This is a genomic window from bacterium, from assembly GCA_009926305.1.
In the GTDB taxonomy this organism is placed as follows: domain Bacteria; phylum Bdellovibrionota_C; class UBA2361; order UBA2361; family RFPC01; genus RFPC01.
Genome location: RFPC01000003.1, coordinates 1 through 22,001, shown reverse-complemented (window position 1 = coordinate 22,001; position 22,001 = coordinate 1). Strand labels below are relative to the sequence as shown.

At 44.8% G+C, this 22,001-nt stretch carries 22 protein-coding genes; 10 read left to right on the top strand and 12 right to left on the bottom strand.

All coding sequences use genetic code 11. The annotated features are described in order from the left end of the window. From EBR25_00990 to EBR25_00980, 3 genes are all read left to right on the top strand, one after another. Window positions 1-549 carry a PH domain-containing protein gene (locus EBR25_00990; GenBank protein NBW39556.1) on the top strand — a complete coding sequence of 183 codons (549 nt, stop codon included), beginning with the start codon at window positions 1-3 and terminating at the stop codon, window positions 547-549. A 218-nt stretch (window positions 550-767) separates the two neighbouring features. Continuing rightward, complete coding sequence (locus EBR25_00985) at window positions 768-1,412, top strand: DNA-binding response regulator (GenBank protein ID NBW39555.1); 645 nt, start codon at window positions 768-770, stop codon at window positions 1,410-1,412. Between the two features lie 148 nt (window positions 1,413-1,560). Further along, complete coding sequence (locus EBR25_00980) at window positions 1,561-2,286, top strand: TetR/AcrR family transcriptional regulator (protein ID NBW39554.1); 726 nt, start codon at window positions 1,561-1,563, stop codon at window positions 2,284-2,286. A gap of 77 nt (window positions 2,287-2,363) precedes the next feature. Here EBR25_00980 and EBR25_00975 read toward each other — a convergent pair whose 3' ends face one another. The 3 genes from EBR25_00975 to EBR25_00965 are packed head-to-tail and all read right to left on the bottom strand — an operon-like array spanning window position 2,364 to window position 3,576. After that, window positions 2,364-2,897, bottom strand: coding sequence for an SUF system NifU family Fe-S cluster assembly protein (locus tag EBR25_00975; protein ID NBW39553.1), 534 nt, complete (start codon window positions 2,895-2,897; stop codon window positions 2,364-2,366). Beyond that, window positions 2,878-3,168, bottom strand: a complete 291-nt coding sequence (locus EBR25_00970; GenBank protein NBW39552.1) for a hypothetical protein — start codon at window positions 3,166-3,168, stop codon at window positions 2,878-2,880. Before EBR25_00970 ends, EBR25_00975 begins: the two co-directional genes overlap by 20 nt. A 3-nt stretch (window positions 3,169-3,171) precedes the next feature. Continuing rightward, window positions 3,172-3,576 carry a hypothetical protein gene (locus tag EBR25_00965; GenBank protein ID NBW39551.1) on the bottom strand — a complete coding sequence of 135 codons (405 nt, stop codon included), beginning with the start codon at window positions 3,574-3,576 and terminating at the stop codon, window positions 3,172-3,174. Window positions 3,577-3,721: 145 nt separating this feature from the next. On the opposite strand from EBR25_00965, the gene EBR25_00960 reads away from it, so the two are divergent. Continuing rightward, the gene (locus EBR25_00960) at window positions 3,722-5,134 is read left to right on the top strand and encodes an FAD-binding oxidoreductase (GenBank protein NBW39550.1); all 1,413 of its coding nucleotides are present in this window, start codon (window positions 3,722-3,724) and stop codon (window positions 5,132-5,134) included. On the opposite strand, the gene EBR25_00955 is transcribed toward EBR25_00960, so the two are convergent. Together EBR25_00955 and EBR25_00950 are read right to left on the bottom strand one after the other, a co-directional pair. After that, a complete protein-coding gene (locus EBR25_00955; protein NBW39549.1) occupies window positions 5,129-7,429 on the bottom strand; it encodes a penicillin acylase family protein in 2,301 nt (766 codons plus the stop codon). The genes EBR25_00960 and EBR25_00955 overlap by 6 nt on opposite strands. Before the next feature lie 20 nt (window positions 7,430-7,449). Next, complete coding sequence (locus tag EBR25_00950) at window positions 7,450-7,665, bottom strand: hypothetical protein (GenBank protein ID NBW39548.1); 216 nt, start codon at window positions 7,663-7,665, stop codon at window positions 7,450-7,452. A 170-nt stretch (window positions 7,666-7,835) separates the two neighbouring features. Between EBR25_00950 and EBR25_00945 the strand changes: the two genes are divergently transcribed. Both EBR25_00945 and EBR25_00940 read left to right on the top strand, forming a co-directional pair. After that, the gene (locus tag EBR25_00945) at window positions 7,836-8,615 is read left to right on the top strand and encodes a Bax inhibitor-1/YccA family protein (protein NBW39547.1); all 780 of its coding nucleotides are present in this window, start codon (window positions 7,836-7,838) and stop codon (window positions 8,613-8,615) included. Between the two features lie 139 nt (window positions 8,616-8,754). Continuing rightward, on the top strand, window positions 8,755-9,876 hold the full coding sequence (locus EBR25_00940) for a hypothetical protein (GenBank protein ID NBW39546.1): 1,122 nt from the start codon (window positions 8,755-8,757) through the stop codon (window positions 9,874-9,876). Window positions 9,877-9,973: 97 nt separating this feature from the next. Here EBR25_00940 and EBR25_00935 read toward each other — a convergent pair whose 3' ends face one another. The 5 genes from EBR25_00935 to EBR25_00915 all read right to left on the bottom strand — a co-directional run bounded on the left by EBR25_00935 (window position 9,974) and on the right by EBR25_00915 (window position 17,721). Continuing rightward, window positions 9,974-10,198 (bottom strand): hypothetical protein, encoded by a 225-nt coding sequence (locus EBR25_00935; protein ID NBW39545.1) that lies wholly within the window; start codon window positions 10,196-10,198, stop codon window positions 9,974-9,976. A 130-nt stretch (window positions 10,199-10,328) separates the two neighbouring features. After that, window positions 10,329-11,279: a VacJ family lipoprotein gene (locus EBR25_00930; protein ID NBW39544.1), complete on the bottom strand. Its 951-nt coding sequence runs from the start codon at window positions 11,277-11,279 to the stop codon at window positions 10,329-10,331. 8 nt (window positions 11,280-11,287) lie between these two features. Further along, window positions 11,288-14,755: a hypothetical protein gene (locus EBR25_00925; protein NBW39543.1), complete on the bottom strand. Its 3,468-nt coding sequence runs from the start codon at window positions 14,753-14,755 to the stop codon at window positions 11,288-11,290. A 178-nt stretch (window positions 14,756-14,933) separates the two neighbouring features. Further along, window positions 14,934-16,409, bottom strand: coding sequence for a hypothetical protein (locus EBR25_00920; GenBank protein ID NBW39542.1), 1,476 nt, complete (start codon window positions 16,407-16,409; stop codon window positions 14,934-14,936). A 208-nt stretch (window positions 16,410-16,617) separates the two neighbouring features. Then, entirely contained in the window at window positions 16,618-17,721 is a 1,104-nt protein-coding gene (locus EBR25_00915) for a hypothetical protein (protein NBW39541.1), read from the bottom strand. Between the two features lie 207 nt (window positions 17,722-17,928). On the opposite strand from EBR25_00915, the gene EBR25_00910 reads away from it, so the two are divergent. Both EBR25_00910 and EBR25_00905 read left to right on the top strand, forming a co-directional pair. After that, the gene (locus EBR25_00910) at window positions 17,929-18,165 is read left to right on the top strand and encodes a hypothetical protein (protein ID NBW39540.1); all 237 of its coding nucleotides are present in this window, start codon (window positions 17,929-17,931) and stop codon (window positions 18,163-18,165) included. A gap of 8 nt (window positions 18,166-18,173) precedes the next feature. Then, complete coding sequence (locus EBR25_00905) at window positions 18,174-18,803, top strand: hypothetical protein (GenBank protein ID NBW39539.1); 630 nt, start codon at window positions 18,174-18,176, stop codon at window positions 18,801-18,803. A 130-nt stretch (window positions 18,804-18,933) separates the two neighbouring features. Here EBR25_00905 and EBR25_00900 read toward each other — a convergent pair whose 3' ends face one another. Further along, window positions 18,934-19,548 carry a peptidylprolyl isomerase gene (locus EBR25_00900; GenBank protein ID NBW39538.1) on the bottom strand — a complete coding sequence of 205 codons (615 nt, stop codon included), beginning with the start codon at window positions 19,546-19,548 and terminating at the stop codon, window positions 18,934-18,936. Between the two features lie 476 nt (window positions 19,549-20,024). Between EBR25_00900 and EBR25_00895 the strand changes: the two genes are divergently transcribed. After that, a complete protein-coding gene (locus tag EBR25_00895; protein NBW39537.1) occupies window positions 20,025-20,804 on the top strand; it encodes a hypothetical protein in 780 nt (259 codons plus the stop codon). Between the two features lie 156 nt (window positions 20,805-20,960). Here EBR25_00895 and EBR25_00890 read toward each other — a convergent pair whose 3' ends face one another. Then, window positions 20,961-21,359 carry a hypothetical protein gene (locus EBR25_00890; protein NBW39536.1) on the bottom strand — a complete coding sequence of 133 codons (399 nt, stop codon included), beginning with the start codon at window positions 21,357-21,359 and terminating at the stop codon, window positions 20,961-20,963. A 167-nt stretch (window positions 21,360-21,526) separates the two neighbouring features. Here EBR25_00890 and EBR25_00885 point away from each other — a divergent pair, with 167 nt between their 5' ends. Next, a complete protein-coding gene (locus EBR25_00885) occupies window positions 21,527-21,979 on the top strand; it encodes a universal stress protein (GenBank protein ID NBW39535.1) in 453 nt (150 codons plus the stop codon). Window positions 21,980-22,001: the final 22 nt, after the last annotated feature.

The window sequence follows — 22,001 nt, the reverse complement described above, 5'->3', positions numbered from 1 at the left end:
ATGCCATTCTATAAGTCCGCCGAAGAACTTCTGAAGGTTGAAGGCAATACTTTAATGGAGATAAAACGGACTCCGCGCTCGATGCTTGGGCTTATCTCTTGCGCTATAATCTCTACTGTAGTGATTACCCTGATTCTCTTTCTGCCAAACGAAGACGGCTCAAGCCTATCCAGTCTCATTGAATCAAAGTTCATTCTTCTATTCTACCTTATCCCGATTGCGTTTTGCGTAGAAGCAGTCAGGCGATATCATGACGACCTGTATATCTTTGAACGTGAACGAATTGTTCACAAAGGTGGCAGACTTTCTCTTCAGTTGACCGTTCCTTCTATTCGCTATATCGACATTCGAGCAGTCTCCGTAAATCAGAGCATCTATGGGCGAATCTTTGGCTATGGTTCTATTGAGCTAAATACTGCCGCTGAAGATATTAGCGAACTTGTGCTATCGGGAGTAAGAGCACCCTTACAGCTTGCCAACGTAATAGAAAATATCCGCTTGATGCTTTCGAAAAAGTCTTCTGCTCAAGCTGGAAAGGCGACTGATTAGTCGTGCAGCTAGCAGTTTCAACTACTTACGAAAATTACCGTGTTCTATGTAATTTGCATACGAAACTCTAAAGTTTTACTACGAGAACGTCGTAATACTCCTGTGAGGCAAGGCACTCAAAGATTGAGCGCTAGAGGAAATACCGCCTAACTATCAAGGATGAAACACGGGAAGACGAGGTCGTTTTACTCACTTCTCTTTAACTAAGGAAGGAAACCATGATTGATCTCGTAATCGCTGATGACCACGTCGTCTTGAGGGAGGCGCTTTGCGAACTCCTGGAGACTCGAGGAAAATATAACGTCGTTGCTCAAGCCTCCAACGGTGATGAGCTCGTGAATATTCTTAACTCCAGAGCCTCAAATCCACATCTTGTTATTCTCGATGTTACCATGCCGAAAGTTGATGGACTTGCAGCGCTTGAAACGTTGGCAGCAGAGGGACGAGTTCCCCCTGTACTTGTTTTGTCCGCTAATGAAGCTCAAACGAAGATAAGAGCGATGCTAAAGGCAGGCGCTAAAGGCTATCTGCCTAAAAATGCAAGCCTTGATGAACTCGAATTCGCTATCACCTCTATTCTTGACGGCAAAACGTATTTGAGCCCATCTATAACAGCTCCTCTTATGGATAATTCGCCTACTGATTCGCCTCTTGAAAACCCTCTTTCCGTTCTCACAAAGAGAGAGATTGAAATTATGGCGCACTTAGCAGATGGCAAACCAAATCGGGAAATTGGGAAACTTCTACACATTAGTACTCGTACAGTAGATACCCACCGAAGTAATATTCTCAAGAAACTTAAAGTGAGGACAAATGCGGAGCTAGTAAAACTGGCCATCGCCCAAAACCTGATTTCAATCTAGGTTTGTCTTTAAGGGATTAGTCCGTCAGGAGAGATGCGAACGAACGAACTCTCCTGACGGCTCAATACTACCTAATCTCTCACAGAGCCCCTTCAGCGCTTAACTACTGAACCTTCCCCCCAATGCTTCATAAAGCGGCTGAGATGTCATGCTTTATGAGGAGAACGCTTGCCCCACTCCCTCACTACAGGGTAAAAACGTATCTATGGCAAATGACACCGATTCCATCCAATCATCCTCCGTAAATACCGCCGAAGCACTCAAAGAGGATGCCCTTCAAAAAAGAGCCTTGTCGGAGTTTACTCCGAAACAACGGATACTCGCTGCGGCTCTTAAGCTGTTTGTAGAACAGGGATATTTTAGAACCAATGTTCCTGACCTCAGTCGGGACAGCAAATGTAGTGTGGGTTCCATCTACCATAATTTCAAAAACAAAGAGGAAGTTGCCCGTGCCCTGTATACTGAGGGGATTACCGCTTTTAGAGCAGCCTTGTATCAAGCACTCGCTCAAGTAGACGATGTTGAGGAGTTTACGAAAAAGATAATCATATCTTTTCTTCATTTTTCAGAGGCCAACCATCAACTCTCAAAATATCTTTGGCTGTGTCGTCATAATGAGTTTATGACGGGTATTATTCGCCATCCGACGAGAGTTGGTTTTGACCCTCTCGGTAGAAAACTGACGAAGACTATTCGAAGAGGAATTCAAGAGGGCAAGATTCGGCCGCTGAAAGCAAACATTATCTGGAGTATTCTATTTGGTATCCCAGTTGGATATGTCCGAGACTGGTTAGACGGATATAACGAGGAATCACCGAAATTAGTGGCAGATATTATCGCTGATAGCTGCTGGCGGGCGCTGAAAAGTGAATAAGAGCTGAGTTCTCTTTGCATCAGAGAACGCCCGCAACTTAACGACCATTCAGCTCATCAATTGATCGTTCTTCGCTTTTACGAGTAGCCAAGAACTTTGTTCTCACCAGTGTTGTCACCAGGCTCTAACTGGTCCAGACACTTGGAAAGAGCCTCCCACGGCAACATTGCACATCGAATGCGGGCAGAAAAACGGCGAACTCCCTGAAGTGCAGCACAATCTCCTAGCTCATCACACTGCTCATCCTCCAATGATTCCTTCATCATTCGAACAAAAAGAGCTGCTTTCTCCCTCAGCTGTTCAATAGAAAGACCACTACACAGCTCTGACATCATTGACGCAGATGCTTGACTAATTGAACATCCCTTCCCCTCATTTTTTACATCGCAACAACGGCCAGCATTGAGAGCAAGAAAGACTTCGATCTCATCTCCGCATAAAGGATTCAATAACCGACTTGATGCATCTGGACTCTCTATGATACCGCGACAACGAGGATTTTTATAATGATCAATAATGAGATCTTGATATAGGCTTTCTAATTCTTCCATCATCTTTTCCGAAAGTTTATTCCATTCCCTCGCTTCTTCTCTATTTCCCCAAAATAGCACTAATTTGGCTCTTTTGCGACTCACTTACATGAGGATGTTCCCTCAGAAGTCCTAAAATTCTGCCTGCCAAACCTACCTCACGAGCTTTCGTCCCGAACGTGTATTTATCAAGCTGTTTCGACCACACCTCAAGTATTATATCGATATCAGCGGATGACATATCAGAGGAAAGAGAAACCTCATATCCTCCAGTCATAGCCAATTTTCGAGCCTGCTTTTCCACTTCTCGAACCTCTTGATGAGATTGAATCTCTAACAGATGAATGCTCACTGTCTATCCACTCCAAACATCACTCAAAAGCTGAGAAATAAACCAACAACTTCGAAGTTCTCCGACAATACTGAGATCTCCTCTATGATGAGCACTTTGTAGCGTATCATCTCCAGCCCGTATTCCGGCTATAACATCTTCGGAGTTAAACGTGATGGTGACGAGTCCCTCCAAGCCCTCTGATACCCCAGTGAAGTGCAAATTTGGTGGCCTACCAGCCTCGATTAAAATGGCAGAAGACGCATCATGTACGCTGTTCCCTTCTGGCGTTAGCCGCTTTTGTTTAATTCTCAGTAATAGACTTGGAAGAGATAAATCCTCCATCTCATCTCGCCAATCAGGCTTACTTTCCTGCAAGAGAGATGCTAACTGAGCGAGCTCCTGCGCTAAAACATCGCTGATAGTCATGATAGCCCCCAATAACTAGGTCCAATGGTAATTTTTCCCTCTTATATTCTCAAGAGAAGAGCTAAAAACTTTTACCCTTGAAGCTCAAACCCCCAAATCTTCTCTATGGCTTCACCTCGCTTTGAATTCATTGTAAAGTCTGGGCATGCGACCTCTTTCCAATCTTTTCGATAATATTTTGCCGTCCGAGGCTATTCTCTCAGACAGCTTTGATCTACAGAGCTATGGAGTCGATACCTGCAAGAACTTTAGGGGGTCACCTTCTCTCGTGCTACTCCCATCCTCAACAGAACAGATTCAACAAATCATTAGGCAGTGTGCTGAAAACAAAATAGGCGTTGTGCCCTCAGGAGGTCGAACTGGTCTATGTGGAGGTGCGACTGCAACGAATGGAGAGATTATTCTCTCACTTCAGAGAATGAATACTATTATCAATATCGACAGCGATAGTCGCACAATTACAACCCAAGCAGGAGTAACAAATCAGAGGATAAATGAGGCTGTAGCTCCTTTCGGCCTAGTCTTTCCCATTCATCTCGGAAGCTGGGGGAGTTGCCATATCGGTGGAAATATTGCGACGAACGCGGGGGGAATTCATGTAATTCGGTATGGTCATACCAGACATTGGGTCTTAGGTCTTACTGTTGTCACCGGCGATGGCACAATCCTTCGGACAGGCAAAAATCTCTATAAAGACAATTCAGGGTATGATCTTCGCTCGCTATTTATTGGATCAGAGGGCACTCTTGGAGTAATCACGGAATCAACTCTTGCACTTGCACCCAAGCCAAAAGGGCTTGTCCGTCTTCTGTGCTCCGTCAGTTCAATATCAGAATCTATCCCCCTGCTTCATAACGTTATGCGTCATCAGGTGACAGTATCTGCATTTGAGTTCTTTTCTGAACAAGCCATGGAATATGTGACTCGATTCCGAAAACTGAGAGACCCATTCTCCAGAAGACATCCTTATTACGTGCTTATTGAAATAGAGGGAGATTCAGAGAACCTGCGGGAAATCTTGCAAGAAATGTTCATGGAATTTCTGGAAGAAGAACTCATTCAGGATGTCGTCATCGCTCAAACACACAAACAATCAGAGGAAATTATGAGTCTTCGGGAGTCAATAAGTGAAACTCTCTCTTCCGAATTTACTCCCCACAAGAATGATATCTCTGTTCCGATTTCGGCAATTCCCGCTTTCACAGAAGAGCTTCAGTCCTTATTAAGCTCGAAAGCGCCAGAATATGAGCTCATTTTATTTGGACATATTGGAGATGGAAATATTCATCTGAACTGGCTCAAGCCAGAAGATGAAAGTGAGGACGTTTTCTTTGAGAAAAGTGCTGAGATTGATCAGCATGTTCTAGAGCTTGTAGTGGCAAAAGGCGGAAGCATTTCTGCAGAGCATGGTGTAGGACTTTTGAAAAAGAAAGCTCTGCACCTGGGAAGGAGTGATACCGAGATTCAATATATGAAGGCCTTAAAAAAAGTGTTCGATCCAGCAGGTATCATGAATCCAGGGAAAATATTCGACATAGAGCCTAGTACCAAACTATAGCGACGGGCTCGGCTCTATCGACAAGCATATTTCTGTTACTTGCTCAATGCCACGAGTACTGAGCGGAAGCTGCATATATTCACCTGACTTCCACAACGGCAGTTGATCAAGAAAGTTTTCGGCCTTGAGCCACCCATCTTGACCACCTAGTAGTACAAAATAGTTTTCATCGAGAGAACTCAGATCTGATATAAATCTGGCTTGTGCTCCGTAAGACACAAAATGGGGTTTCGCTGAAAAGGAATGTGCACTTTTGTATAGGGTATTATTTGAACCAGGCGCTGCAAAATTATCAAACCGAAAACGTGAGCCAATCACTGGAATACGTCCCAGCGGATACTGAATCCGATATTGATGGAAATTCCCCCACGACTCATACTTCGTAAATTTCTTTCCCATCTTTAAGAGAGATTTCGTAAGCATCTTTGAAAACTCAACTATAAACTCTTGACGCTTCAGCTGTTCCTTTAAATCTGCATACCACAAATCACCTTTGAGCATGATGGAGTGCTCCGATTCATTTGGGAAGAGCCTCTGTAGCAGCTCAGGCACCATATGTGATAAGAGCAAGTGAAAGGCTAGAGCGCCCCTTGAATCAGTAGAGTAAAGTCCATCCCAATTCTTAAGAGCCTCATACATCGCAGCTGCATTAGGGTTTTCGTAAATTTGCTTGCTCTCCAGTTCACCAACGAATTGCAGTAGAAAGTTACGCATCTGCACACTCTTGATAGAGGCTACATCTTGCTGCAATGCCTTTAGATCTTCAATTGAAATACTGGTCTTTGATTCAAAAATTTCAGACATTCTTAAAGCACGACTAGCATTTGCATAAGAAAATGATATCGGAATATTTGTCCTGAATACTCGATTGTTGGCAGATGCAAGGTATCCAGATACTGGATCAAACAAATGGGGGAGTTCAGCTGCTGAACGATAAGACTCTACGATATTGTCTGGATTCTTTATCAGCTGAGAGGTCATTTCAGCCTCTTGAAGAACTGGTTGTTGATAAGCGAGCAGATGACCTATATGTCCTTCACTATCACCATAAAGCATGTTCTGTCCCGAAACTCCATAGGACTCAAATGAACTCATAAACTCGTGAAACGTACGAGCTCTATTCGCACTGAGAAAACTGGAAATCTCGTCACTAATCGCCTCATGGCCTACCCAATTTAGTGCAATAGTCTCGGATAAGTTATCGAAGAAAGGAGAATCACTAATGATAGGTCCGTGTGAAGACTCACGAACTATACGAGTAGTATCAAACCACCATCGAGTACGAATCGTCTCTTCTCGAACAGAAAGCTTTTCCTCTGAAACCTGATAGAGGTGCGTACTAATTGCTCTTAGATTGGTCCCTCCCCACGCGATATCTTCGTTTCTACCAAGCGCAAAAAAGGGAGTACCAGGAATCATCATCCCTACCACACGAAAATCTGGAGTTCTCAGGCCAGCAAGCAGCCAAAAATTTGGAACAGTAGTTCCCAAATGCGGATCGCTGGCAATCAGAGCACTGCCATGTAGTGTTCGCTGACCAGAAATAGCCAATGCATTACTTCCTGAGCGGCTAAAAGCGCGGATGAGACCACTCATGTGCTTTATCTCTTCAGATTGTGATGGAATCAATTGATCAATTCTTTCGCTATCGTCGTCTTCCCTTAAGAAGCGCTCCCATAGGCTGTCACGTAAATCGCGCCCTTCAATAGACAAAAATCCGAAATAGAACATCCAGGAAAGGTCCACTCCCGCTAAACGAGTGACCAAGATTACATCTTGCTCGGTCCATTCTTCTCGTTTCATTTGAAATATTTCAAACTCAGGAGGTAGGCTCTGAAGAGATTTCTGATACCAATTAATCCCAGCAACAAACGAAGAGAGGATTTCTCGAGTCTCTTCGTTCATCTTACTCATTACCTGCATGGAGTTTCGACCAAGATCAAGGATTCGAATGGTATGATCTAAATCTTGAGCAAATGGTCCTATCAGCTCTGAAATTCTTCCGGATGCTAAGCGTTTCAATAACTCCATTTGTCCGAGGCGAAGGTGTGCATGAGTTGCACCGAGGAGAAAGAAACCATCTCGATTAGAACTTGCCTCGACAAATGGCACCCCGCGCTTGCTCCAACGAATCTGGGCTGATGATTCTATGGGTGCTGTCTGAGGGAAAGATTCGAGCCTCTGAGATAGCGATTTGAAGGGAATGCGTACGGCGACAAATGAGCAAGAGGCAATGCTCATGCAGATGTAGACAAACGTACCGATAATGATGGGGCAAGAGATACGAACATACATTGAATTTACAATCTCCCTGATCAAAAAATTCCTGATCGCGGCAGTTTTCCATAGGAGAGGGTTGTATCATCATCAACCTCCTCTTCTACTCTTGTATAACGGACGGTCACTCTTAAAAAGAGCCTCCATCCAAAGCTTCCAATAGCAGTCAGATCTCTTCGGGGGCATATCATCCCCCCATCAACGCGAGGAAAAAGCGAAAAACGACCAGCTGACGGGCGAAAAGCCCCTTCCATCATTGCCCCGCGAGAGGCCCAAGGCTACAATCTCCTTAGGAAACGAGACTCATCTGGTTATCAGAGGCTTCTCGCTGTGAGCGGAGACTTGGTAATCGGCATAAAATAGTTGCAGTTTCTAACTTGAAAACAACAACGAGGGAAGTATATCCATGCGAAGAAGTATGACGATGAATAGCTCAAATCCTGTGCTGAATCAGAAGATGTTTCAGGGTCAGGCCGTAGTGGCATCGCAAGATGGAGTGATGACGCTAGAGGGCACGATCAACAAAAGTATTATCTCGGTACTCCTCGTAATGGCAGCAGCCTACTGGTCATACCAATCACCCGCAGTCTCAATGCCGCTTTTAATTCCGTGTGTGATAGTTGGGCTGATCTTAGCGATAATTATATCCGTCAAGCAGACACTAGCACCAGTTCTCACCCCGGTCTACGCAATAGCAGAGGGACTCGTGCTGGGTGCCCTCTCGTTATCGTATGCCTCCCTGACCGCAGGCTCAGCCTCTGGAAGTTTTGATGCTCCACTTGGGCTAAACCATGAGCTTGTATTTCAAGCTATCGCTCTAACCTTCGGGACACTCTTTTCCATGCTCGTCATTTACCGCTCTGGACTTATCAAAGTTACTGATCGACTCAAGATGATCATCTACACGGCTACTGGGGGAATCTTTCTCCTCTATTTCATCACGATGATTATGGGCTTTTTTGGAGGACAAATGCCCCTTATTCACGAAAGTGGACCATTGGGAATTGGCATATCACTTGTTATCGTAGGATTGGCCGCTTTCAACCTCTTACTTGACTTTGACTTCATTGTAAAAGCTTCAAGTAGCGGTAGTCTGCCTAAATATATGGAATGGTATGGGGCCTTTGGACTCTTGGTAACTCTCGTATGGTTGTATATGGAAATACTGAGATTACTCGCAAAGCTCGCGAGAAATCGAGACTAGAAATACCTTACCTATTGCTCTGGTTACTATACCTTGCTTTGTAGGCAGCTCATAACAGGGAAGCCAAGATAAAATACGAGCTCATAGTAAGCCAGATGGCATGACCTATGAGACTTAGAAGAGGGATCAGACAGGTGCTATGAGATCATTAATACGATGTATTGCATGCCCTCTTCTCTTCTCCTTGATCCTCTGCTCGGCAACCTGGGCCCAAAATCCACCATCAAAAAAGGGCGGCGAGACTCCCTTATTGGATACAGAACTCGGGAAACAAACATTCGAAACATTGAAAATAGAACATTTGAGAGTTCAGAATGCCGCAATCAAGTTTAAAGGCAAGAATAAAGCCATTGAGGCTCAATTACTCTCTATCTTAGAAGATATGGCAATGCATGCCTGTGCCATCTTAAAAGACGGAAATTGGGATTTTTACAGTGTTCATTCAGCCTCTGATACCTGTCGAAAGCAGCTTACAAGCCTCTCGGCGTCCTCTCCAGATAATAAAATAGTAAGATGCATTCAGCGAGGCAAACATTCGAGTGACTGTGTAAAGCTTTTTTCTGAGCAGCAAACGATTAGCATTGATTACTATAAACCAGATCCCTCGGTGCGTCTGAATCAAGAACATCTCGACGGTACATTCTCGACGCCATACGCATCGCAGCACTGGAAGGCAATGCAAGAAATTCGTATGAAAATGCTACACACTCAAGATGAAGAGCAAAAAGCTTCATTGAGGAACGAGCTACTTCAACATCAACTCCGCTCGCTTTCTACCAGCTGCTCCAGACAACCACTTATTTTCTATGAACCGCTATCTGAGCTTGGAGTAAGGAAAGAGTCGTTTCAGGGACAGCAAGATCCAGAGGCAGAAAGAATTAGAGAACTTATAGAGGACTATCGAGAGAGATTAGAAAACGAGCAAAAAAAGCTCAAGGAAAGCGTCACCTCCTTAGAGCCCCCGCAGGCATTGGGAATACCAGCAAGTAAAAGCTCGGAAAAACAAGGACAGCAAAAAACAGAAGCAGGGGAAGAACTCGTCCGGGTTCGAGTTCTCTCAGAAGCATGTATGCAAGCTATTACTGGCGTCCTAGAGTTTCTACCCCTCTCAAAGGCTGCTATTTGTAAAAGAGATGGATTATTCCATCCTACCTGTGAACAAGCGAAGAGAAATAGCTCGGTCATACCGTCTGCTGGAAACGAGAAGGATACTGAGCAGAGAAGAAACAAAGATTCAAGTGATCAAATTAGCACCTTCTAAACGAACAGAGACAAGAAAGTGAAGTCTTATCAACGTTCAATCAAACAGTTGTGGTGCAACTGACGCTATAAACACTGCATACTAAGCACGAGCCGAATTAGAATGGTCTAATCGTGACTACAAAGCTTCCAAAGTCTTTTCCTGGATTCGAATACACGACTTCATAGTGAGAATAGACACCATAGTCTTGTCCAGCGCTACGAGCATTAAGCCAATTGGTGAAGGGATGATAAAGAGTGATGCAAACTGCCAAAGATAGCGCCACGCAAATCACAACTGGTGAAGAGACAATCAGATCGGTAATGGAAGTCCTCTTTTCCATAAGTGCTTCGACGCTCCTTTATCGCGATAGAAAGTGGCCTTTGGAAATGTTATGGAGGAAACTGAGGCCAAGGTATCTCCAGAGGACGGCAAGAAAGAAAAAAAAATATATCTATATGATTTTATTGCGATTATTCGCCAAACATCTCATCAAAGGCTTCATCTTCCGCAAAGGGGTCTTCCTCCTCGGGCTGGTGAATCTGGCGATCTTCGATAAGCGCTGCTCGCCGTTGATAATAGGCAGATTGAACAAAAAGATAGTAGTCAAGAGATGCATCGCGCGCTGCTTCAATTGCCTCATCAAGATTAGTCCGCCGCTGAATAATATCTACCCCTGCTACTCCTGTGGTAATCAAGATTGCATCGTTAGAGCTTGCTGCCTCCATAACAGCCCATCCAACTGGATTGAGTGCAGTATCGACCATAAATCCAAACCCGTCACGTACCGTGGAAGGACCAAAAAAAGGGAATACAAGATATGGTCCCGCTGGAACACCGTGGTATCCTAGTGCTAATCCAAAGTCCTCTTTATGGCGCTCTAAGCCGACATGCTGGGCCACGTCAATCAGACCAAAGATACCAACAGTAGAATTCACAAGAAATCGACCTGTATGTTCCAGAGCTTGCGAGAACTTCAATTGGACCAGATCGCTAACAAGGTATGTAGGATAGAGAAGATTGTCGAAGAAGTTCGTAATCCCACGCTGGGCTTCGTCAGGCATAACATAATCGTATCCATCGGATACTGGCTCAAGAAGATACCGATCTAACTTATCGTTCAACCAGAAAACTCGCCTATTCCATCCTTCAAATGGATCTGAGATATCCAAAAGACTGTCTTCTTCTTGCGCCTCTATGACACGCTCATCTGCATACACAAAGCAGCACCTTGAGCAAAGAGACAGAGACGTAAACGGCAGGAGGGGCGCTATTGAAGGAGCCAAAAGAACAATAGAGAGAATAAGCAAGAAAAAGCGAAGAAGAACCTGTAAGTGCGCTCCAAAACTCTGCATAGCTACCCCTCCAAGCCTCCTTTTACTATAACTACGGTAACACGAAGAGGAAAGAGCCGTTGTACACATTCCCTTCCCTATTGACCTGATTGAGATAATTCTACCATTTGTACATATTTGCTCTTTGAAGCCGGTATTACCTCAATTCCTTCTTGGATGAGCTCTTCATCCACTACCTGCATAATAGCTTGTTGATCGCTCAGGAAGGCATCCCGCACCTCCTCCAATCTTTTAACTTCTTCTGACTTCGCAAGAGTCTTTGCCTCTTCGACACGCTGATCTAAAACATCTGACACGTTTCGCTCAAACTCAATCTCTATTTCTAATAGCGATCCGTAAAATTGGGGCTTACCAAAATATTTTAAGCCCTCGCGCTTACTCTTCAGAAACTCGAGGTATCCCTTTGCATCATAGATATCACTCTTATCGAGACTGATGATAAAGGCCTGCTCAGGATTCGGTCCTGAACCAAACTCGGACGGTATATTAAGATGCTGTCTGTAACGTTCTGTGATAAGCACAAGTTTCGGTATCACTGAAAGGCTCTCCCCTTCATACTGGCCCTCAAGTGCCTGCATGACCTTGTAAGCTGGATAAGTATCCATTCCTTGGAAATTCCCACTTTGAAAATAGGGAATGAACTCATCAAGATCCCAAGGTCTATCAGGGGGCTGATTCTTGACACTAAATGGTGCTGATACATCACGAAACTCAAATCGAGCTTCATCAACTGTACTAAACCCATTTCCAAGCTCTCTACGATTTACCTTTGCCTGAAATTCTAACCGATAGGGCCATAGAGCTACCCAGTCCTGCCTTTTTACGTGCTCTTTGTATGATTTCCTATCTTTAAACCGATTCCGTAACCGATAAGAAATCTGGTTCTTGTAGGCGAGAAGCTCTGGAGTATCAAAATAGATATCTCGATATAAGAACTCCTCTGCCTTACTATCTACATAATACTCTGAGTCAAGATACTGAGGTGCCTGCCATACGGTCTTATCGTGAGATCTTCGCTCCAACGCCTTTCGAATTTTTGATGCTACCTTCATCAGTTTAGGGGATTCTTGCCAGGGCATTTGCAGAGAGAACTTAAATTCGCGTTCAGCTCTGGGCGCAGTTCCAAGTGCCATTTGGTCGACAATAGAGTGAGAATGGAGTGAGGGTATCTGCTCATGTACGGTCTCTATCTCACGAACAACTCCATGTTCTGACTTCACAGAAAACGGAAAGGGAGACTCAATTTTACTGGATCGAAGAGTGAGTCTACCAGATTTCACTGACGGATAGTTGCCACGAACGCTTATATGATCCATTTCTACTGCACCACCGTGCACTGCGAACGCTCCCTCGTACCGTACATAATCATGGAGGAGAAACGAACTATCTTCAAAAATTACATGGGAAAAAGAGCCATTCTCGACATTACGGAGCGCAAGGGTCCCCCATCGAACTCCCTCTTCTGCCGCACGCATAACAATCGGTTGTTCCGCCGTTCCATCAAAATGGACAGACGCGCCATCTAATAGAATAGAAACTCCTTTTTCCAGCAAAATTTCAGTGCCTGGAGCCACATAGAGGGAGTCATAGGGAGTAAGCTGAAGAGTCTCCGTTAACCGTACTCTTCCCGACAACTTACGGGATTCACCCGTCCTAAATTTGTTGGGCGTCCACCAAACCGAATACCGTCGATTGCCTGCATCAAGGGGTATTGAATCGGTTGAATATCCCGAAGCTTTTATCCCAGTGATTGCATTCTTTCCGATTACCTCTATTACCGGACGAGCGTTCTCCGGTATGTTGGAAATTTTATACCTGTAGATTGCTGGTACGACCTCCGCACTCTTGGCTCCGACGTATCTTCGCTTTGAAAGCAGGCGATCGCTGACCGAAACATCGTAGACGTGATCTCTTACCTGCTTACCTAAAATTGGAGAATTGTCTATGAGTGCGCCCTTCAATGATAGGTGATCTCCTAGTCCTTCCAATCCGACTCTTGTTACCACAGGAGACTGGGAAGGCTGATTTGCAAAAGAAATTCTAAATCGTTCAAACTCGAATCCTGCTGCTGAATTTATTCTGAGCAAGACGATACGTTCATCGCTTCGTTCCCCGTTAACGATGCGGTATTCCACCTCTGTAGCTCCCATACGATTCCGAATCCTATTCTCACGAGCTACCACATTCTTCCGTAGACGGGATACTGCCTCCTCTACCTCTCGATTAGAGAGATGACGAATGCCTTTATCATTAGCCTTCAACTTATATGGTGATGCGTAGAGATCCCGACGAATTCGTGACATCTCCAAATCGATTTTGGATAGGATCTTCTCTGAAGGAAGCGCTTCTTCGATAAACTTCCATAAGAATCTATCCTTCAGGTCTCGAAACGCTGGATTTTGAATCATGCTTCTAAAGAGCTTATTGACTCCGATATCTAAATCGAATTCATCGCCCCACATATATGCGACAGTATCCCATACAATCGGAATGAACTTTCCGATATGGGGATGGAAATATAACTTTCCATTATGTGTTTCATCGACATGTACCGATCCAACGAGTTCAAGCAGAGCCATAAACTTGGCAAGCGCTTCGACATCCACAATAGAAGTCAGTCGATCATAAAAAAGATAGGGATTTTCATCCTCATGCAAAGTGTTAATGAGCAACTCCAACTCTCCACGATGGAGATCATTTCCAGGTCCATCAACACTCCATGCCGTCAAATCGCTATACAGTTTCTTTCGTGGAATAGCCCCATAGACTTGCTCAGAAGAAATATCTCCCACAAAAATTTTCCCAGCAGGTAAATAGCGCCTGGCAAGCATATCTTGATTTGGCTGCTCGAGAAAAAGTCGAATGCCATCGAATAATCGATTCAATCGAAAGTGAACATTTTCAGCAAAGGGAGAGAGAAGCCCTTCCACCTCTCCTGCCAAATTGTACCCCAACCAATTAGCGATCTGATTATCTACCCTCGGCACATTTAGGTTGAATGTTTGCATGCCTCGATAAAAATCGCCGTCTTCTAACTCGACACGCCATGATTTATTTGGAAACGCCCAATGGTTCATTGAATCACCCTTAAAGCGCACCTTTCCAGAATATCGCTCATCTCCAAGCCGAATCTTTGCCTTTTCGGATTTTACATTTGTAGTCGGCAAAGCATCTTTTAGGCGGTCAAGCCTCTTTCCCCTCACGTATAACTCGACCACAGGGAGCTCAGTATTCTTTAAATCCTCATGATGAGCCGACATTTTTAGAGCTGTCATTCGAACAACTTTCTCTGCTCCCAACCACACCCGTTCAAGGTATGTATATCCATGCGCGAAACGCTCTCGCGGAATATTCGAAAGATATCGAAAAAAAGAAAGGGCGCTGACAACGAGAAGCACGGTAAAGATGAAAATTTTTGGCGCTCGACGTAACCAGACACGCCGGGTTGCTCTATTCACTGCGTTACGATTGAATTTATCGCTATCATGAGGCACTTGGTTATTCGACATACGTGAAATAGTAGCTGGGGCAGTCAGGAGAAACAAGGCTCGCAGAACGAGTTTCAGCCCTAAAATATGCGCTTAGGAGGATGAACCTCCTTAGCGCATAAAAAAATGGGGGCGCTATTCGCGCCCCCATTCCAATAGAAAATTGACTATTAAATCACAAAGGCCAAATTACAGAGGGAGACAGCCCAGCCCCGTAATTTAATTCCTTTTCCTCCTAAATGCCCCCGTACCTATTATTTGGTTCCGGAACTCTTAAACACGCATTTGATTTCCACTCAACATAGACAGTACGACTTCCAGTATTTGACTGTGCAGCCGAGGCAATCTGTCCAGCAGTTAAACCACATCCGCCGATCCAACCAGAAAAATAATGGTCTGCACCACCATTAACCCCTGGTATCGAGCTTGACTTAAACGTTAATCCACTACAGACCACATTTCCTTGACTGTCATAGACGGTTAACGCTGAATCCCCTGTCTTGTTACTACCAGTAAAAAGTACCACTGGCTTATGTTTCCTGCTGTCAGAGGCATCCGCATCTGGTTTCCAAAGTCGACCAGGTCCAAAGTCAAAGGTATTAGGACAAACTGAATTCAGACCGGGATTCGATCCTCCGCTCCCGCCTCCACTCGTTGAAAAATCATTAACATTGGCCAGATCGGCGATAACGCTGTCTGATTGAAGGGTAATATCCGAAGTCAGCCCACCATCAAATGGCGAAACAACAGTAAGTGTTGCTCCATCTTGGACTGCAAATTGCTCACCTGTCGCACTACCGGCATAATTTCCCACTACCAGAGTTCGACCAGTGTAAGTACCTGCAAAAGCCTGCGTACCATCAAGAGCAAATATTCTTACGCGAGACTTGTTCTTTCGATACTTCTCTTGGAGAAGAATGTACGGGGTGCCATTCCCGTCAGCAATTTCAACGACCTCAATAATGTCTCCTCTCACCACCCCAAGCCGAGCACTCTGTCGCTGAGATGATGTAAAGTTATGAGCCAAATAACGATAACGGGTTCCAGCCTTATTCTGGTATACAACACCAACTCTGACCCCATCAGAATCCTTAAAATAGAAAGGCTCAGCTGCACCTGTCTTGATTTTTCGAGTTGTTCGCCGAGGAAGTTTAGTCTTCAACTCCCCGGAACCCGAAGCAAATGGATCAAGACGAGCGACGATATTTCCTCTTTTACTCATCGTTATTGCATCAGCAGCCCCAGAGGCATCGATATCAAGACCAGCGAGTGCAAAGTGCGCTACCCCCCCGAACGCATACGTATCAACGTCGGAACCATTCTCAATATCCCATTTTAGCTTGGTTCCATTCCTCTTCTCGACGTACGCATAATCAACCCCACCATCGCCTCGCCAATCGGCAACTGCCACCGCTATTCCAGCTTCTCCAAACTCTTCCTTTTCAGAAACAGACTCCGCGTAGCCTGATGCGGACGAGAGGACTTTCCAATCAATGGTGTCATCTTCTTGAATGGTTAGTTGAATGAGCTCTGATAAGCCATCGTCATCAAGATCGAAGCGTGCATCTCCTCGGGCACTAGAAGGCGGCAACACAATGCCGACCACGAGCGCTAGTAACGCTACGGACACCACCCTCAGAGAAGACTGTCCGAAAAAAGATAAAGATAGAGGAAAAGACTGAGCAAAAGGACCGCATTCCGTAGGTTTCATCCGTTAAACCCCTTTGTTATGAGTTAAAAATGTATACTTGATCAGAATAATCAAGAAGTAGGAAGGAGCACAAGGGACTGAAGGAATTTTCTGTGCCGTTCTTCTCTCTTCTAGTAAATTTTTTGATCACGCTGAAAAATACCGAGAAAACTATAAATATCTCTGTAATTCGAAATTTTTCGTACTGATTTGCCTCGTATGACCAGACTTAAGATACCTCACTGATGGTAGGATCACTCCCCAAAAGAATCTCTCTACCATCAAGGATGCCATCAGAATCAGAATCGAGGCGCAGCGGATCAGACCCGAATATCGTCTCCATTTCATCATCGAGCCCATCTCCATCCGAATCACGAACCATCGGATTAAGACCCACCCGTTCTTCGTAGTCGTCTCCAAGCCCGTCACCATCGGTATCGACTGGAAAAGACATCGCATCAAGCGGCGAAGTCCCAGAACGCATCTCGCTCCCATCAAGAAATCCATCTCCGTCGCTATCTTGCACGGAGGTTGAGGTGCCAAGTGAGCTCTCCTCCTGAATCTGGGCACCATCGAGATCAGCATCTACCACCGACATTCTAGCCCTCAGATTTGTTATAACCACCTTAGGAGTGCTCTTTGGGTCTAACTCATCAGTGCCCATATCAAGCTCAAGAGCATCTATATAGCCATCGCCATCCTGATCGCTCAACACTTCGTCCTCATCATCATAAAGACGACCCAGCCAATTACTGGCAGACGTAGAGCTATTCCGACGAATCTCTGAGAGACTTTTAATTTTTTGAATGGCTCCAGAGGGTTCGGTAGAAACGAACGCATCGCCGGCTTCTCCGCCCACCTCCGTCTCATGACCATCACCTAAAGACTTCAGGCCAGCCCAAAAGCCATTTGTCGACCGAAAAGAGAAAATTGCAGAACTATTCGAGGTACTCGTAGGGGATTCGACCGTTTCACTATCCGTGGTAGAGTCATCGGGCGTGGGAGTAGGACTCGCACTAGCAGTTGGAGTAGGGCTGGGACTGGCGGTAGGACTGGGACTGGGGCTTGGTGTTTGAAAAAGCACATAATCCTTTTGGCACTTGCTCACTCCCGAAAACACAACGCAGACAATAAGTATCACAACAAAACGAATCATACTTTTGGGCCTGGATACACTCCCGAGATGAATTCTCTTCTTTGTTTTTGAGACTTGCATTCCGTTTGGAGAAACGACAACACCGTCGCCAGATTCTAAATTTTTCATTTCTGAGCCCCACGAACCAGTTACTCGTATCCAGGAAATCTTCGTTTCGACCTTGCTGGTTGGATGCAACCGTCAGCCGACACCTTTCTCCTGTTTTAGCAGACTCACTCTCTCTCAGAAAGCAGAAAACAAGAAGAAGACACTGTCAGCGGACAGGTATTTAGCCGAATTTGATGAACAAATCTCCTTTCAACTTGAGCTCCTCACTAAACGGGACCCGTGACCAGAGTATCTCGCTCTGCTATCTTAGAGGGATGAAACATGAGATGGTATGGTATGAAACGGCCCTCCCCTGAGAAACTCCGCGAGTGGCAATCACGAGCGCGGTTAAAGAATGCGATAGTTCCATTTTTCTTTGAGGTCTTTCCAACGAAGGTGCTCATTATTTGTGGAGAGTGTAGACGGGAGTTTCAGCGCAACCTCATCCCGCGCGTTGATGAGCCAACTTTTATCTGCCCTGAAGAAAGTTGTAGAGCGCGAAATTGGGTGCCCGTTCGTTTTGATTTTAAGTAGTGTAGAAAATGAGCACAAGACAACTCCACACGTTTGACCTTCTCGTTAATGATACAACTCAGAGATGCTATCAAGCAGTACGCACACAGATCTCTATTCATCCTCACGAGACTCCAGAACTCTCTATTACGAGAGTACTGGCTTTTGCGCACTGCTTGAATTTTTCACCTACACTTTCTGATGACTGCCTGGAAGAGAAAAATCCGACAATCTATGCTAGGGAAAGCTCTGGTGAGTACACTCTATGGGCTCACGTTGGTGAGCTCAACAAAAAGACATTGAAGGTGATTCAACATTCGAGCACTCCCCGAGTGCGTTTTTATTTTTTTACCGAGGCACAAATAGAAATATTCTGCCATCTCATGCGGGGCAGCAAGCGCGACTGGGTATCTCAATATGAGTTTTTTGCATTTGACTTTGCACTCATCAAACAAATTACAGATGAACCACTGAAAAGGCGAAACGCTATAGAGGTGGCCTTTTTAGATGATGTGACGTACGTCACCAGAGAGAAGGATTGTTTCCAAGGGTCCTTTATCCAGCTCAACATGTGGAAGAAGTATCAAGAATCCCTAATGATCGAAATGTCACGGAAGGCTCCGTTCAAGGAGACCATGCGGGGCGCACCCGTTGGTTGATTTCTTACAATAAGTGCGCGGTCAAGAAAGTACTGGGTCAAAAAAGTATGTCGTCGAGCATGTGAGCATGCCAGAAGTGGTCTGACATGCTCATCTCTCATTTGCTGGCTCTATCTCTCATTTGCTGGCTCTACTGTGCAGCTTGTTTTGCTGGAAACTTCTCATCAAGAATTTTACTCCACTCAGCCACGTACTCGTCCTGAGATTGAAGCAGGCTGGTCACATCTCCTGAAAGTTTTATTGACTCGATCTTGTCTCCCTGCGTGATACTATCTACCACTTCCTGACCTTGAGTTACTTTACCGAACACAGAATGTTTTCCGTCAAGCCACGGAGTTGGGACATGCGTTATAAAAAACTGACTACCATTCGTCCCTGGCCCAGCATTCGCCATAGACAGGACTCCTGGCGCATCATGACGAAGACTAGAGTCGAATTCATCTTTAAACTTATAACCAGGTCCCCCCATTCCTGTTCCCGTCGGGTCACCACCTTGAATCATAAAATTATCGATAACTCGATGAAAGATCAGCCCATCGTAGTATCCACGCCGAGCAAGATTGACAAAATTTGCAACCGTCACCGGCGCCTTATCGGGAAACAACGTAATCGAGATATCTCCCTTTGATGTCTTCAAAGAAACCGATAAAGAATTTGCTTCTGCGCTTACTTCACCAACCAGTCCAGCTTCAGTCATAATCACTATGCTCCCTAACATAAAAATAAAGACAAATACTCTTTTCATCCAACAAGACCACATATACTCCTCCAGCTCAAAGCATATTGCTCAACAGATTATTCCTGCTGATCAGTATCGCCAAATAGCCAAAATGGCAAATAACAAGACAGACAAGAATCATTCGATCCAAAGCTCGGTGAGACGCGATTCACGTCCAAACTGCTGATACGCCGTATCCCAGAATCGTCCTCAAATAGTTTTAATCGCCAGTATAGGCCAATAATCGGATTTTCGGCTTTACTCATTGAATTTTTTATCTAGAAAATAAGTCATTAAGGGTGTAGAACCGACGTTGAGTTTAAGGTCCGGGCAGCTAGGGATTTCTCTGACATGTCAATTTCGGCGGAGCTTAATTCTCGAAAAAACGTAATTCAAAGAGAATCATTCAGTAACAATTGGTTGGTATAGCAATATTTGGTGCGACAACAACTGTTTGAAGACTCTGTTAAGTGGTTATATTCAAAATATGGGAGCCATACTTCATGAACGGTAAAAAGCATATTTTTTCTTCAGCTCTAATTGCGGCAGTCATTTCTGTTCTGCCAATTCGGGCAACAGCCGAGGTCTCTTCAGAGGAGTTTCAGAATCTCATGGACTCGTACCTCAAAACGGAGGCTGGTCAAAAGGCGCTCGGCTCCACCATTGAAGAGTATTTCAAAAACCGCCAACTTGAGGCTCGAAAGGAGCAAGAGATAAAAGCGCAGCAGCAAATGGAGCAACAATTCAAGAATCCAACGGTAGTACCCGTGGGAAGCAGCCCCGTTAAAGGACCGAAGGATGCTCCAATTACAATTATAGAATTTTCAGATTTTGAGTGCCCCTACTGTTCGCGAGCGAATAACACAGTAGAAGAAGTTCTCAAAAAATATCCGAATAAAGTCAAAGTCGTGTTTAAGAACTTACCCCTTCCGTTTCATAAAGAAGCAAAGCCAGCAGCAGCGGCGGCTCTAGCGGCTGGAGAACAGGGAAAGTTCTGGGAAATGCATGATGCTCTGTTTGCAAATCAGAGGGGGCTGAACTCAGCATTTTATAAGACGACTGCAGAAAAACTTGGGCTGGACGTAGACAAGTTCATCACTGACATGAAGTCAGAAAAGGTACAAAAGCAGATTGAGGAAGATACGAAGCTCGCGTCTCAAAACGGCATTACAGGGACACCTGGCTTTTTCATCAATGGGGTACTGCTGAAAGGTGCTCAACCGCTACCAGCATTTCAGCGAGTTATTGATCGCTGGCTAGAAAAAGAAAAAGCAAACAGCTAGCTGTGTGCTGAGTTAAGGGAAAGGGCCCTCTTTCAGGGAGCAAAAACGTATACCTGGAAGAGGGCATTTCCCTTTAAAAAATGATCTTCATAAATTGGCGTAGAGAAATCTAAAAGCCTCAAGGCCAGCTGAAGCCCTCACGATCTCTGTCCGGCTCTAGGTAATCAGCAAATCGTCTCTCTTTAAGTCTTCAATCACATGATTTAAAACTCGCACATCATCATCAAGACCAGAGGCATAGGTAGTCTCAGAGAGAGAATCTTCAACACTCGCGAAGTATCGAATAGCCCCCACGATCATCTTCTTATGTCGCGGTGAACACTGAGGGTAAATCTTTAACAACTCTACACAGACCTCTCCTATTCGCTCCACCAGTTGCATATTAAGAATTGGAAATTGAGTGGATAACTCCCGAAAATGTTCGATGCACTCTGCCACCTCTGGAAGAAACTCCTCTACTCTTTCATCTGGAAGTTCTTCACAAAATTCCTGGAATTGAGAAACTACGGTTCTTGGAAATTTGGGCAAAGGATACTTTCGGCGCCAAAAAATCATAATACCTCCTAAATCAGGAACCAACACCCGCCTTATAATGAGGCTATCAGGACAACGAGGCAACTGCTCAAGTGAATTGAAGAAATTCCCTGTCATCGGGTGAAGGAGATCATCGAAAAAAGGGCTGAACTTGGCTATACTCTGCAGAAAACTGAAAAGGTGATGCCATGAAAAAGATACTCCTTACCACTGATTTATCCGAAGAATCAAAGGAAGCATTTCCCCTAGCCGGAAAAATTGCGACACTATCTGGAGCTACCCTCGAGCTTCTAGCAGTTGTAGAGGACCCTGCTCAAGCCGCGCTTATGTTTGCTCTTGATTTTCCAGTTCTTCCTGAAAGAGAAGTAGTAGAACAACTCAAAGAAAAAATAGAGCGGGATCTTCACCAGCTTACAGAAGATTCTTTCCCGGAGTTGGCAGTGCAATACTCCGTTATTGATAGCGTTAGTACCGTTCATGACACGATAATTGATTTTGCGACAAAAAATGATTTCGACCTGATTGTAATTGCAACACATGGGAGAACGGGTATTTCACGACTCTTGATTGGAAGTGTTGCTGAGAGAGTAGTGAGGGAGAGCCCTCTCCCCGTCTTGACGGTCCCATCTCATCGCTCGTAAGCTTCTATGTGGAATAGATGAG